The sequence below is a fragment of the Ensifer sp. genome (assembly GCF_035999135.1).
GTDB lineage: Bacteria > Pseudomonadota > Alphaproteobacteria > Rhizobiales > Rhizobiaceae > Ensifer.
The window spans coordinates 1-13195 of the sequence record NZ_DASYGZ010000197.1 but is presented as its reverse complement, the minus strand read 5'-3'; the positions used below and the strand labels follow the sequence as shown (position 1 = coordinate 13195).

The 13195-nt window shown below is 63.4% G+C and carries 7 protein-coding genes, 3 tRNA genes, 2 pseudogenes and 1 riboswitch; of the genes and pseudogenes, 9 read left to right on the top strand and 3 right to left on the bottom strand.

The features are described from left to right. From hupB to VGO12_RS25505, 3 genes and pseudogenes are all read left to right on the top strand, one after another. A pseudogene (hupB, locus tag VGO12_RS25515) lies at positions 1 to 82 on the top strand (DNA-binding protein HupB); the annotation flags it as partial. A gap of 122 nt (positions 83 to 204) precedes the next feature. After that, positions 205 to 353: riboswitch (FMN riboswitch) on the top strand. 77 nt (positions 354 to 430) lie between these two features. After that, positions 431 to 1345, top strand: a complete 915-nt coding sequence (locus tag VGO12_RS25510) for a DMT family transporter (RefSeq protein ID WP_327515514.1) — start codon at positions 431 to 433, stop codon at positions 1343 to 1345. A gap of 77 nt (positions 1346 to 1422) precedes the next feature. Next, positions 1423 to 3630 (top strand): esterase-like activity of phytase family protein, encoded by a 2208-nt coding sequence (locus VGO12_RS25505; RefSeq protein WP_327515513.1) that lies wholly within the window; start codon positions 1423 to 1425, stop codon positions 3628 to 3630. An 85-nt stretch (positions 3631 to 3715) separates the two neighbouring features. Here the strand turns inward: VGO12_RS25505 and VGO12_RS25500 are convergent, their stop codons facing one another. Next, the gene (locus tag VGO12_RS25500; protein ID WP_327515512.1) at positions 3716 to 4192 is read right to left on the bottom strand and encodes a MarR family transcriptional regulator; all 477 of its coding nucleotides are present in this window, start codon (positions 4190 to 4192) and stop codon (positions 3716 to 3718) included. A gap of 198 nt (positions 4193 to 4390) precedes the next feature. Next, the gene (locus tag VGO12_RS25495) at positions 4391 to 6220 is read right to left on the bottom strand and encodes a HAMP domain-containing methyl-accepting chemotaxis protein (RefSeq protein ID WP_327515511.1); all 1830 of its coding nucleotides are present in this window, start codon (positions 6218 to 6220) and stop codon (positions 4391 to 4393) included. Positions 6221 to 6599: 379 nt separating this feature from the next. On the opposite strand from VGO12_RS25495, the gene VGO12_RS25490 reads away from it, so the two are divergent. From VGO12_RS25490 to VGO12_RS25480, 3 genes are all read left to right on the top strand, one after another. Then, a complete protein-coding gene (locus VGO12_RS25490) occupies positions 6600 to 7877 on the top strand; it encodes an exonuclease SbcCD subunit D (protein ID WP_327515510.1) in 1278 nt (425 codons plus the stop codon). Next, the gene (locus tag VGO12_RS25485; RefSeq protein ID WP_327515509.1) at positions 7877 to 11335 is read left to right on the top strand and encodes an AAA family ATPase; all 3459 of its coding nucleotides are present in this window, start codon (positions 7877 to 7879) and stop codon (positions 11333 to 11335) included. The genes VGO12_RS25490 and VGO12_RS25485 overlap by 1 nt, the downstream gene beginning before the upstream one ends. Positions 11336 to 11430: 95 nt before the next feature. Then, a complete protein-coding gene (locus tag VGO12_RS25480) occupies positions 11431 to 11829 on the top strand; it encodes a (R)-mandelonitrile lyase (RefSeq protein ID WP_327515508.1) in 399 nt (132 codons plus the stop codon). 205 nt (positions 11830 to 12034) lie between these two features. Here the strand turns inward: VGO12_RS25480 and VGO12_RS25475 are convergent. Then, a tRNA-Val gene (locus tag VGO12_RS25475) sits at positions 12035 to 12110 on the bottom strand. A 459-nt stretch (positions 12111 to 12569) separates the two neighbouring features. Between VGO12_RS25475 and VGO12_RS25470 the strand changes: the two genes are divergently transcribed. From VGO12_RS25470 to VGO12_RS25460, 3 genes and pseudogenes are all read left to right on the top strand, one after another. Next, positions 12570 to 12646 (top strand) — tRNA-Asp (locus VGO12_RS25470). A 77-nt stretch (positions 12647 to 12723) separates the two neighbouring features. Beyond that, positions 12724 to 12800, top strand: a tRNA-Asp gene (locus tag VGO12_RS25465). A gap of 298 nt (positions 12801 to 13098) precedes the next feature. After that, a pseudogene (locus VGO12_RS25460) lies at positions 13099 to 13195 on the top strand (NADH-quinone oxidoreductase subunit A); the annotation flags it as partial.

The window sequence follows — 13195 nt, the reverse complement described above, 5'->3', positions numbered from 1 at the left end:
GGGTGCGGAAGTTGACATCCCGGCGCGCAACGTGCCGAAGTTCACGGCCGGCAAGGGCCTGAAGGATGCCGTCAACGGCTGATGAGATTTGCTTGGCGGCCGGACACGAGGCCGGCAGTCCAGGTATTCGGGGGTTCGGCGCAAGCCGGACCCTTTCGCATTTTGGACGACCCTTGCAGCTCAGCGTCATTTGCTCTACGGCTCTCCCATTCTCAGGGCGGGGTGAAAGTCCCCACCGGCGGTAAGGGCGCAGGCTCGAGCCCGCGAGCGCCTTCCTTCAAACAGGGGAAGGGTCAGCAGATCCGGTGCAATTCCGGAGCCGACGGTCATAGTCCGGATGAAAGAGAATGGTCGTCGGCACGAAGGGCAGGGTTGTCCGGCGTTGTGCCGTGCGCTCATGCGTCCTGATTTGTGTATGTCCAGTTTCAGGATGCATGACATGAATCAGACTTCCCTCGGCTTTTCCTCCTCGCGTGCCATGGCCGGCGCCGGCTTCATGGTGCTGGCAGGTGTCGCCTTCGCTGGCCTCAACGTCGTCACCCAGTGGCTGACGATGACGCTCGGCTTTCCCGCAGCGTCCGCAGCCTTCTGGCAATACGCCTTCGCCTTTCTGTTTTCCCTGCCGTTCCTGTGGCGGGTCGGATTGTCGTCGATGCGCACGGACTATCCCTGGCGCCACGTCGTGCGCGTCGCGCTTGCCGCCTTCGGGGTCGGAGCCTGGGTCTCCGGCCTCGCGCACGTTCCGATCTGGCAAGCGATCGCCCTGGTCATGACGTCACCATTCTTCATCATCCTCGGCGCACGGCTGTTCCTCGGCGAAGGTGTCGGCGCGGCCCGCTGGACTGCGACCGCCATCGGCTTCCTCGGCGCGATGATCATCCTGGAACCCTGGTCGGACACTTTCACCTGGGCCGCGCTGTTGCCGATCCTGTCGGCGTTGCTTTGGGGGGCGTCATCGCTGATCACCAAGAACCTCACCGGCCGCGAGCGCCCGGAAACGATCACCATCTGGCTGCTGGTGCTGCTGACGCCGATCAATGGCGCGATTGCGCTCTCGGCGGGCTTCGCAATTCCGAGCGGGCAGGCATTGTGGCTGCTCCTGGCTGCGGGTGTGCTGACGGTTTTTGCCCAGTATCTGCTGACGCTCGCCTATACGGTCGCGGATGCGGCCTACGTCCAGCCCTTCGACGATTTGAAGCTGCCGCTCAACGTGTTTGCCGGCTGGCTGGTGTTCGGCTATGCGCCGACAGGATATCTCTGGCTTGGAGCCGCACTGATCCTTGGCGCATCGCTTTTCATCATGCGCAACGAGATCCGCCGCGAGCGGCAGGCCGCCACAACCTGAATGGTGCAAAACCGGCCGGCTGTCATTCGCCTGTCATCGCCGTCGCGCAGAACCCCCATGTTTTTCAGTGTTCGCACATGGGGGATTTCATGACCATCGTATCGCGCATGACGGCGCTTACCGCCGTCCTTCTCGCTTCTGCCGCTTTCCCGGCCGCAGCCGAACCCGTTTTCAACCGCGTCGCGTCCTTCGCGGTCGCCGACAATCTGCCGGAAGGGGACGCGCGCAAGGCGGCGACATCCGCCGAGATCATCACGGCGAGCGAAGACGGCAACACGCTTGTGTATTCCGACAGCCCGGGCAAGCGCATCGGCTTGATCGACATCACCGACGCCAAGGCGCCGAAGGCCGCCGGCGTTGTCGCCTTTGACGGTGAGCCGACCTCGGTCACCGCCGCCGGCGCCAAGGCGCTCGTCGCGGTCAACACCCGCGAAAGCTTCGTCAAGCCGTCGGGCATCCTTGCTGTCGTCGATCTGGCGTCGAAGAAGGTGGACGCCACTTGCGAGCTCGGCGGCCAGCCGGATTCGGTTGCCGTCAACAAGGACCGCACGCTGGCGGCGATCGCTATCGAGAACGAGCGTGACGAAGAGGTCAACGACGGCAAGATCCCGCAGATGCCGGCCGGCGACCTGGTGATCCTGTCGCTGAAGGACGGTGTTGCCGATTGCGGCTCGCTGAAGCGCGTGACCTTGACCGGCCTTGCCGAGATCGCCGGTGAAGATCCGGAGCCGGAATTCGTCTCCTTCAACGGCAAGGACGAAATCGCGCTGACGCTGCAAGAAAACAACCACATCGTCATCATCGACGGCAAGACCGCAACGGTGAAGACGCATTTTTCGGCCGGCACGGTCGACCTCAAGACCATCGACACCAAGCGCAACGGCGCCATCGCCTTCAAGGACGAACAGCCGGGTCGCAAGCGCGAGCCTGACGCCGTGAAGTGGCTCGACGACAACCGCATCGTCGTTGCCAACGAAGGCGACTACGAAGGCGGCGCGCGTGGCTTCACGATCTTCGACACGACCGGCAAGGTTGTCTATGAGGCGGGCGCCAGCTTCGAACACGCGGTCGCCGCGATCGGTCACTATCCGGAAAAGCGGTCCTCGGCCAAGGGCGTCGAGCCAGAGGGTCTGGAAGCGGCGAAGTTCGGCGACGACAATCTGTTCTTCGTGCTTGCCGAGCGCGCATCGATCGTCGGCGTCTACAAGGATACCGGTGCAGAGCCCGAACTGCTGCAGCTGCTGCCGTCGGGCATTTCGCCGGAAGGTGCGGTTGCCATTCCCGATCGCAACCTGCTTGCCACCGCCAACGAGGTGGATCTCGGCGAAGACGGCGGCGCCCGTTCGCACGTGATGATCTACGAGCGCGGCGAGGGCGAGGCCCTGTATCCGCAGATCCGCTCCGCCGAAAAGGACGGCCTGCCGATCGGCTTCGGTGCACTCTCCGGCCTTGCCGCAGTCGCCGACAAGCCAGGGTTCCTGCGCGCCGTCAACGATTCGGTCTTCGCGTCACAGCCGACGATCTTCACCATCGACGCCACGCAGAAGCCGGCGCTGATCACTGAAGCGCTTGCCATCACCCGCGATGGCGCACCGGCGCAGAAGCTCGACATCGAAGGCATCGCCAATGACGGGGAAGGGGGCTTCTGGCTCGCATCCGAAGGCAATTCCGACAAGCTCTACAGCCACGCCATCTTCCACGTGAACAAGAAGGGCGAGATCAAGAAGGAAATCGCTCTGCCTGAGGCTCTGCGTGGCGGCGAGACCCGCTTTGGCTTCGAGGGCATCACGGTCGTTGGCGAAGGCGACGACCAGACGCTGTGGATGGCTGTCCAGCGCGAATGGAAGGATGACGACAAGGGCTTCGTCAAGCTCGTGTCCTACAATCCGAAAAGCGAAGAGTGGGGCGCCGTGCGCTACCCGCTGGAAAAGGCCGGTGACGGCTGGGTCGGCTTGTCGGAGATCTCCGTCAACGGTGACTACGCCTACGTTATCGAGCGCGACAACCTGATCGGCCAGGCGGCCAAGCTGAAGAAGATCTACCGCGTCGCGCTCTCCGAACTGAAGCCGGGCGCGCTCGGCGGCGAGCTGCCGGTCGTCAAGAAGGAAGAGGTGCGTGACCTCGTTCCCGACTTGAAGGCGCTCAACGGCTATGTCGTCGACAAGGTGGAAGGCTTCACCGTCGACGCCGCCGGCAATGGCTACGTCGTCACCGACAATGACGGCGTCGACGATTCCTCCGGTGAGACCCTGTTCTTCTCCATCGGCGCCATCAACGCGATGTAAGCGTTTTCGCCCGGAGAAAACGAAGAGGCCGGGACATGACGTCCCGGCCTCTTTCTGTTTGAACTCTGCTTGAAGCCGTCGCTTGCTAGCGAGCGACGGCGACCTGCTCTGCAGCCTCTTCTTCATCCTTGCGCTTGCGGATATCGTCGGTCCGCTCGACCAGCTTTCCGACGATGTCATAGAGCGCGTCGAGCTCCTCGTCGTCGAGCGCCGAGAAGATTTCCTCAAGCAGCTGCTTGCGCGGATGCTCGGCAGCCTCGAGCACGATGCGGCCCGTTTCGGTAATCGAGACGATCTTGGCGCGACGGTCTTCCGGGTCGGGCTTGCGCATGACCAGCCGGTCGCGTTCCAGTCCGTCGATCGCTTCGGTGACCGTGCGCGGCGCGAAGTTCAGCGCACAGGCGATATCGGTCGAGCGACAGGGGCCGAGCTTGCTCAGGAAGAAGAGAAACTTGCTGCGCGCCAGCGACACGCCTTCTTCGGTCATCGACTCGTTCACCAGCCGGTGAACCCGGTGGTAAAGCTCGAACAGTCTGTCGGATACTTCGAATGTCTTCTTCATGATCGTCGCTGGAATTTCATGAGGTGCCATGTGAAATGGCAGTAACATTAGTGATAGTTACAATTGTCACACTTGTCGACAGAAACCTCGGCCGTTTCACGGTAAGTCCGCCGCCGACAAAGAAACGGCCGCCAGTGCTGGCGGCCGTTTCACTTGCAATCCCAAGAATTTCTCGCTGAGCGCGAAGGGTGTGAGACCTCAGGCGGCCCAGCGCGAGGAACCGCTCGTCTGGGTGTACGTGGCCTCGACCAGCGTGAAGCGGGCAATCAGTTCCCGCAGGCGGCCCGCCTCCTGGGCAAGCGTCGCGCTTGCCGCATTGGCTTCCTCGACCATTGCCGCGTTCTGTTGGGTCACCTGGTCCATCTGGTTGACGGCGGTGTTGACCTCCGACAGGCCGGCCGACTGTTCCTGCGCCGAGACGGCGATTGCGTCCATGTGCTGGTTGATCGTGACGATGAAGCTTTCGATGGTGCGCAGCGCCTCGCCGGTTTCCCGGACCAGGCGGACGCCGCTTTCGACTTCGACGGTGGAGTTGCGGATCAGGTCCTTGATCTCCTTGGCCGCCTTGGCCGAGCGCTGGGCAAGCTCGCGCACTTCCTGGGCGACGACGGCGAAGCCCTTGCCGGCATCGCCGGCACGGGCGGCCTCCACGCCAGCGTTCAGCGCCAGCAGATTGGTCTGGAAGGCGATCTCGTCGATGACGCCGATGATGTTGGAGATCTGGCTCGACGAATGCTCGATGCGGCCCATGGCGTCGACGGCGCCCGAAACGATCGCGCCGGACTTGCGTGCGCTTTCGTTGGCCTGACCGGCGACCGCACGGGCCTCGTCGGTGCGCTTCGACGAGTTGCCGACATTGACGGTGATCTGGTCGAGTGCTGCTGCGGTTTCTTCCAGTGAGGCAGCCTGCTGTTCGGTGCGTCGCGACAGATCGTCTGCACTCTGGCTGACCTCGCGAGCGCCGCTGTCGATGCTGCCGGAAGCAGCCGATACGGCCGTAAGCGTATCAGCCAGCTGGGCGACGGCCTGGTTCAGGTCGTGGCGGAGCTGTTCGAAATCGGGCGCAAACGGTTCGTTGAGCTGGAAGGCGAGATCGCCGGAGGCGAGACGACGCAGGCCGATTGCAAGACCGGCCGTCGCTTCCTGCAGGCGGCGCTGGGCGGCGGCTTCGGCTTCCTCGGTGACCCGGACGCGTTCGGCTTCGGCCTTGGCGCGTTGCGCCTGGGCATCGGCTTCCAGGTGCAGATTGCTGATCGCCGCCTGACGGAAAACTTCGACGGCACGGGCCATCTCGCCGATTTCGTCCTTGCGGCCACCAAAGGGGATGCCGCTGTCGGTGTCACCCTCTGCAAGGCGCGCCATCGAGCGGGTGATGACCTGGATAGGCCGGGCAATGCCGTGCACGGCGTAGACGATGGCGCCCAGCACGATGATGCCGGCAAGCGAGATCACGCCGATCTCGATCATGCGGATCTGGTCATGGGTCGCCGAGCTCGCTGCCACGGCGGCATCCGCGCCCGCGACGTTGAGTGCGCGCATTTCCTTGATCGCTTCGTCGACCTTGCCTTCGGTCTCGCGCATCTCGACCTTGAACACGCTCTGCGCCTTCATGTTTTCGAGGTTGTTCGAGAGTTTCACCATGCCGTCGGAGACGGAGAGGTACGCCTGATAGGACGTGCGCACCTTGTCGAGGGCTGCCTTGTCGGCATCCGTGACCATCAGTACTGCGTATTCGTCTGCGAGCGTGTTGAAGCCTTCGACGGTCTGGCCGATGACCTTCTCCGCAGCCTTCTTTTCAAACGGCGTCAACGAGATCAGGTGGCGGGCAAAGGCCATGCGCGTATCGGAAAGCTGCGTTTCGAGTGCACGCGACAGCGAGACGCGTGGCAGCCAGGTGGTGGCGATCTCGTTGTTGCGGTCGTTCATCATCTTGATGCCGCCGAGCGAGGCAACGGCAAGCGCCGAAACGATAACGGCCACCACGAGGAAAAGGGCAATGAGCGTATGGGAAATCTTGAGCCGTGACATGGTACCCCCGGAAGGACGGCCGTCCGTAAAACTGTACTTGAATTAAGTCATTCCGGCTCTTGATCGTCATGACGGAGCGGATGCCGAAGCAGGAATCATTCCGGTGCCTGGCTGCGCCTTGAAACGCGGCCGGGGCAAACCTAGCCATCAAGATGTTACAAAAGCCCTAATCGATTAAAGTGAGTATAATCTGATATTTGCAGGTACTTGGGCGGCTTTTCGGCGTATCGGTTTTTTGATCTTGGCGCGGCTTCGTTTGTATTAGTTCCGCCTTTACTTGTGTCGTCTGAAATATGCTTGCGATGCCGGCTCGATCTCATGCGTGGATGACCGGTTGCCGCCGATTGACGGGCCCGTGTCCGCCGGGTCATGGTCGGCCATGCCTTTCCGCTTCGTCCACACCGCAGACCTGCATCTCGACTCGCCCCTTCGCAGCCTTGCCCTTAGAAACGCCGAACTCGCCGAAATCGTGCGCGGCGCGTCGCGGCGCGCCCTCGTCAAGATCGTCGATCTTTGCCTTGCCGAAAAGGTCGACGCGCTTTTGATTGCCGGCGATCTTTACGACGGCAGCCAGACGTCGATGAACACCGCCCTGTTTCTCGCCCAGGAACTACGCCGGTTGCATGACGCGGGCGTGCGCGTGTTCCTCATTCGCGGCAACCATGATGCTCAGTCGACGGTCACCAAGGAACTGACCCTGCCGGCCTCGGCGCATGTCTTCAAAGGCAAGGCAAAGGCAGTTCTTGCCAAGACCTTGGCAAGCGGTCGTGACGTCTATCTGCATGGCGTCAGTTTCGAGAATACGCATGCTCCGGAAAGCCTGCTTCCTGCCTTCCAGGCCCCGGTCCCGGGCGCGGTGAATATCGGCATGCTGCACACCAGTCTTGCCGGCGCGTCCGGGCACGATCCTTACGCGCCCTGTAGCGTCGCCGATCTCGTGGCGCATGGCTTTGATTACTGGGCGCTCGGACACATCCACCAGCGCCAGGTCTATGCCACGGCGCCATTCGTCGTGATGGCGGGCATGCCGCAGGGCCGCGACGTCAACGAGGCAGGCGTGAAGGGCGTGACGCTTGTGACCGTTGACGACGACGGGCGGCTTGGCCTTGCCGACCGGCCGATCGCTATCGCCAGCTTCGAACGCACGCTTGTGGACATCAGCGATCTATCCGAGTGGCGCGACATGCTGGATGCGGTCCGCCACGCGCTCTTGCGGATCTGTGCCGATGTCGCCTCGGACAACGTCATTGTACGCCTGACGCTGACCGGCGCGACGCCGCTCGCCTGGCGCCTTCGCCGCGATACGGACCTGCTGCGGGCGGAAATCGAAAACATCGCGTCAGGCATCGCCGGCTGCTGGATCGAAAAGGTCGAGATCACCTGTCGCGCCCCGCGGGCGGAAAATGCAGGTCTTGCGGTCGATCCGGTGGAGGAGTTAGCAGCCCTCGTCGAGGCCGACGTTCTGCCGGCCCACGGTTTTCGCCAGGAGGTTCGCGCAGCCGTCGACGATCTGCTTCAGCAGCTTCCACCCGACTTGCGGCAGGCATTGGCTCCAGACGAGGATGCGGTCGAACGGCTGGCCTATGAGATCGGTGCGTCGGGCGGCCCCGAGGTGCTTGCCCATCTCCACGGTGGCGCCGGCGAGGACCTTTCCTGATGCGGCTGCGCGCGCTTGATCTTGTACGCTACGGCAAGTTCACCGGTCGTCGCCTCGATTTCGGTGAACAGGCGGCCGGCACGCCCGACCTGCACATCGTCTACGGCCCCAACGAAGCCGGCAAATCGACCCTGTTTTCCGGTTTCCTCGACCTGTTGTTCGGCATTGAACATTCGAGCCCCTACGGCTTCCTGCACCCATACCCGACGATGCGGGTCGGCGGCACGATCGAAGCGGCGGGCCGGAGTTACAGCGCGTTCCGGGTCAAGCGAAAAACGAACTCGCTCCTTGGCGCCGACGACCAGTCGCTGCCCGACAACCTCTTTTCCGGCATGCTTGGGGCGATCGACCGCGACACCTACCAGATGATGTTCTCGCTCGACGACGACAGCATCGAAAAGGGCGGCGAGGCGATCCTGAAGAGCGAAGGCGAGCTCGGATCGCTGTTGTTTTCCGCAAGCTCGGGTCTGCCGGACAGCGCGGCAATCCTTGCCGCCCTGCGCGGCCAGGCCGATGCCTTTTACCGGCCGCAGGCGCGCAAGCACCAGCTTGCCGAACTCAAGGCCGAGCTCGACGGGCTCAGGTCCAGGCGAAACGCACTTGATATCAATGCGCGCGAGTATGCCGTCCTTCGCCGGACGCTGACCCAGGCGCGCGAGCGCCACGAGGCGGCGGTGACGCGTCGCGCCGAAACGAGGAATGACCGCGATCGCCTGAAGGCCGAGATCGACGCCCTGCCTTATCATGCCAGACTGCGCGGGTTTCGCGCCGACCTGGTGAGCGCTCCCGCGCTGCCATCACCGCCCGCCGAATGGGCGGACGAACTTCCGACGCTTCGACGCAAGGAGGCGGAGATCGACGTCAGGCTTCACCAACTGGCAAACGAATTGCAGCACCGTTGCGACGCGCTGGAGGCATTGCAGGAGGACAAGGCGGCACGGTGCCTGTCGGAACGTCTCGCGGCGATCCAGGGAGCGGCACTTGAGGCGCGCTACGTGACCGCTGCGCGTGACATGCCCGCGCGCGTCGAAGAGTTGGTGAAAGTCACAGTCGAAATCAGCGCCTGCCTGCTTCGGCTTGGAGAGGCGCCGGACCGCGACCCAGCAGAGTTGCTGCTGCCGGCAGGCGCAAGCGCGCAGCTGCAGGAACTGGCTCGCCGGCATTCGGCCCTGGTTGAGCGCGTCGCGTCGGCCCGCCAGGAGGCCTCAGATGCTGAAGAGGCCGTCTGCGCGGCTGAGCGCGACCTGGCCGAGCTTCAGGGCGAGGCCTGCGTTGGGGATCCGTCGATGCTCGCCGAGCGGCTGCCGCTTTGGCGGCGCAGCAATTGCCTGCAACGTCAGCAGGCGGCATCGCAGTCGATGGCTCGGCTGGAGGCGGATCTCGCCGACAAGCACATTCTGTTGAGGCCGTTTTCGGGCGATGCCGACGATCTTTTCGCACTTGGGGTTCCGGTGGCGGGCACGCTTGAAAGCTGGAGCTTGTCGACGGCGGCACGGGAGGAACGGCGGCTGCGCCTTGTCGACCGGGTGGCGGACGAGCAGGAACTGCTGGCCGTCGACGAAGCGCGACTGATCGGCCTATCGGCGGCCGTCGGTGCCCTGGATGACATTTCGTGGCGGACGCTGCGACAGCAGCGGGACGACGCATGGCAGCGACACAGGAGCGCGTTGAGCGAGGCGACGGCCGCCGCGTTCGAAAGTCTGCTGGGTGCGGACGATGACGCGACCGCGCTTCGCCTCGTCGAGGCTGTGCGGTTTGCTGACATCCAGGGCCTGTCGCTTTCGCTCACCGAGCGGCGCGCGCGCCTCGGGTCGCTTCGGGACCAGCAAAAGCACCTGCGGGATGACGCCGAAAGGCAGGCACAGGACCTCGCGATGGCGGTCACCGCGTGCGGGCTCCCCGAGGATATGTCCTTGCCGCAGCTGGAAGCCTGGCTGTCCGTTCGTTCTGCTGCTCTTGATCTGCGTGCGCAACTGCGCGTCGCTCGTCTTGAGTTCGAGCAGGCATGCGCCGAGGAGAAAGAGATCGTCCAGGCGTTGCTGGCTGAACTCGCAGCCGTCGGCGTCGTGGACGCATTGCCACAACGGCTGGATGGTCTTCTGATCGTCGCCGAACAGGCGCTGTCGAGAGCCCAGGCGATGGCCGCAGCGCGCAGCGTGGTGCATGACGTGGCCAAGCGGGCGTCAACGGTGCTTGAGGGGCGCAGCCGGGCCCTTGCCGTTGCCGAGGGCGAGTTGGCGGATTGGCGTGAGCAGTGGCATGAACTGCACACGCACCGCCCGTTCGGCGGGCGCGATACACCGCTGTTGCCGGAAGAGGTCGGTCCGACTCTGGCAATCCTGCAGGAGCTCGACAAGCTGTCGCAGAGGAAATCGGACCTCGATTATCGCATCGCGGGCATGCGCCGGGACCAGGCGTCGTTTCAACGTGCCATCGCCGAGCTCTCCGGGCCTTCGCCAGACGATCAGCCGCTTGTAATTTTTGCGTCGTTGAAGGCGCGTGTCGATGCGGCGCAGAGAGTGGCAGATCGACGGGAAGGCCTCCTTTCGGAGACCGCGCGACTGGAAGAGGAATTGCAGAAGGTGCGTGCCGAGCGCGACCTGCTGGCGGTGCGCAGGCGCATGGTCCTTGAGTTCTTCGATTGCGAGACGCTCGACGCGGCCTTGCAGCATTTCGAAGCCGCTCGTGAGCAGCAGCGTTTGCGCCAGCGCATTGCTGATACTGAGGCGGACCTTGCCTCCCGTCTCGGCGTGGTGACGGTCGAAGAGGCCGAGCACTTGCTCAGCGTGCTCGACGACACCTCGGCGCGGCTTGAACTGGCCCGGCTTGACGCGGCGCTTGATGATTGTGACCGCGACGTCAGCGAGGCGCACACGGACATGCGCGGCAAGGAAAGAGCGCTCGCCGCCGTCGAAGGCGGCGACTCGGTTGCCGAACTCGAGCAGCAGCGGCGAACGCTGTTGCTCGACATCGAAAGCAGAGCGCTTGCCTATCTGCGGCTGAGGGCCGGCGTCATCGCCACGGAGACGGCACTGCGCCTCTTCCGCGAACGCCATCGCAGCGCCATGATGCGCCGCGCATCGGAAACCTTCAGCCGCGTCAGCGGTGGCGAATATTCCGGTCTGTCGGCCCAGTCCGACAAGGGCCAGGAATTGCTGATCGCCAATTCCGCCGCCGGCGGATCGAAGCTTGCCCGGGATCTCTCGAAAGGCACGCGCTTCCAACTCTATCTGGCGCTGAGAATCGCCGGCTACCACGAGATCGCGGCGGCGCGCGAATCGCTGCCCTTCATCGCCGACGACATCATGGAAACCTTCGACGACGGACGTGCGGCCCGTGCGTTCGAACAGATGGCGGACATGGCGCGCGTCGGTCAGGTGATCTACCTCACCCATCACGAACATCTGTGCGACATTGCCCGCACGGCCTGCCCCACGGTGACCATCCACAGGTTATGATGGCCGCGGGCCGTGAGTGGGAAGGCGCGCATGCCTGTTGCCGCGTCCTGCCCGCCGGGCCGAATCACTGCAATGGAAACCGGGAGGACAAAGAGATGGACATCATACCCAGTGGATCGCGCCCCTCGATGCGGGCGCCGGCGGAGTATTTCACCGGGACGGTCAGGCAGGATCCGGTGATCGAGGCTGCCGACCCGGCGCGGGTTCGCGCCGTCAGCGTCACGTTCGAGCCGGGCGCGCGCACTGCCTGGCACACCCATCCGCTCGGCCAGACATTGATCGTGACTGCCGGACGCGGCCTGGCGCAAAGCTGGGGCGGCCCGATCCGGGAGATTAGCACGGGCGACGTCATCTGGTTTTCGCCCGGCGAAAAACACTGGCACGGCGCCGCGCCGGAGACGGCCATGGTGCATCTGGCTATCCAGGAGGCGCTCGACGGCAAGGCCGCGGACTGGCTGGAGCAGGTGAGCGACGAGCAGTACCGCGGCGGGTAGGGCATCGCAGCGCAGAACCATCGCGCCGATCTGTAAGGCAGAATCACCAAGTCAGCCGCACGGGCGTGGTTCCGTGCGGGATCGGTAGCCTGCGGAGCTGAACGCCACTGAGGTAAACGGCAGTCGTTGTGTGTCCGCGCGAACGCATCCTGGTCCCGGCGAAGAAAACCGCTGTTCGAACGATAAGTTAGAAAGAGGAGGAAAATGGTGGGCGATGACGGACTCGAACCGCCGACATCCTCGGTGTAAACGAGGCGCTCTACCAACTGAGCTAATCGCCCTTCCGCGTTCGGACCGGTTAAGTCCGCCGCGTCGGTGGCCGTGATCTAGGCGTAACCGAAAAAAACCGCAAGAGCATTTGTATCGTTTTTATGATTTTTTTTGTGGGCCGGTGTGTCGTGCCCCGGATTTCGGGGATTTGCGGCTGTGGACAAAAAGAGCGGCTTGGACGTCAGCGTTCGACGAGCGGGGAGGGGGGCGGCGAGATCCAGATTCGGGATGTGCATGTGGGTGGAAAACAGAGGCGCCGATCACATAAGGGAATGTGGATTGAGACAAAGGCGGCATTGCTCCGTTCTCAGTCCGCTCGTTTTTCCTGGCCTGTGGATCATTTTTCATTCCGTCACGGATTTGTCTTCAAACACGCTTGACACCCCAATCCGAACCGCTTAGTTAGCCGCTCATCGAACGGCGCTGCTGCTCGATGCGGGGCGGAAACGCCTCAACCAAGTCAAGATGATGCGGGTGTAGCTCAGTCGGTTAGAGTGCCGGCCTGTCACGCCGGAGGTCGCGGGTTCGAGCCCCGTCACTCGCGCCACTCTTGATCTGGTACTGCCTGAGGCGTTCTCAATGGAGGCCGATGGTGGTAAAAATGATCGTTCGCGGTCATCATGCGCGGGTGTAGCTCAGTCGGTTAGAGTGCCGGCCTGTCACGCCGGAGGTCGCGGGTTCGAGCCCCGTCACTCGCGCCATTTCTACTTACCTCCCTTCCTGATTTGTTGCGATCCGCCGGATCGCATTGTGCGCTGCGGCAATCTGTCCCGGGCGGCTCGGTTTTACCGTAAAGTCCGTGCCGGCCCGCAAATCGGCGCTTTGTCGCCACCGTCCATTTGATCCTGCGCCGTGAACCGGTTTAAATGCCCCTTGAAGGCTTGCGCGCGGGCGCGGGCTGCGCTAACCACTCCGGCGTTGCAACATATTTTTCGGCCTGCGAGATTTGTTGTTTTGGCGCTCTCCCATGCGCCCTCCCGCAGGCAGGGACGGATAACAATGACTGAACTTCTCGGTTCCTACGTTCCGATCGCGATTTTCATTGGAATCGCACTGGTGATCGGTGTGGCGCTTCTGATTGCTCCCTTCGCCGTCG

Coding starts and splice junctions, on each gene's coding strand:
- VGO12_RS25510 (WP_327515514.1), top strand. CDS start 431: ATGCATGACATGAATCAGACTTCCCTCGGCTTTTCCTCCTCGCGTGCC.
- VGO12_RS25505 (WP_327515513.1), top strand. CDS start 1,423: ATGGGGGATTTCATGACCATCGTATCGCGCATGACGGCGCTTACCGCC.
- VGO12_RS25500 (WP_327515512.1), bottom strand. CDS start 4,192: ATGAAGAAGACATTCGAAGTATCCGACAGACTGTTCGAGCTTTACCAC.
- VGO12_RS25495 (WP_327515511.1), bottom strand. CDS start 6,220: ATGTCACGGCTCAAGATTTCCCATACGCTCATTGCCCTTTTCCTCGTG.
- VGO12_RS25490 (WP_327515510.1), top strand. CDS start 6,600: ATGCCTTTCCGCTTCGTCCACACCGCAGACCTGCATCTCGACTCGCCC.
- VGO12_RS25485 (WP_327515509.1), top strand. CDS start 7,877: ATGCGGCTGCGCGCGCTTGATCTTGTACGCTACGGCAAGTTCACCGGT.
- VGO12_RS25480 (WP_327515508.1), top strand. CDS start 11,431: ATGGACATCATACCCAGTGGATCGCGCCCCTCGATGCGGGCGCCGGCG.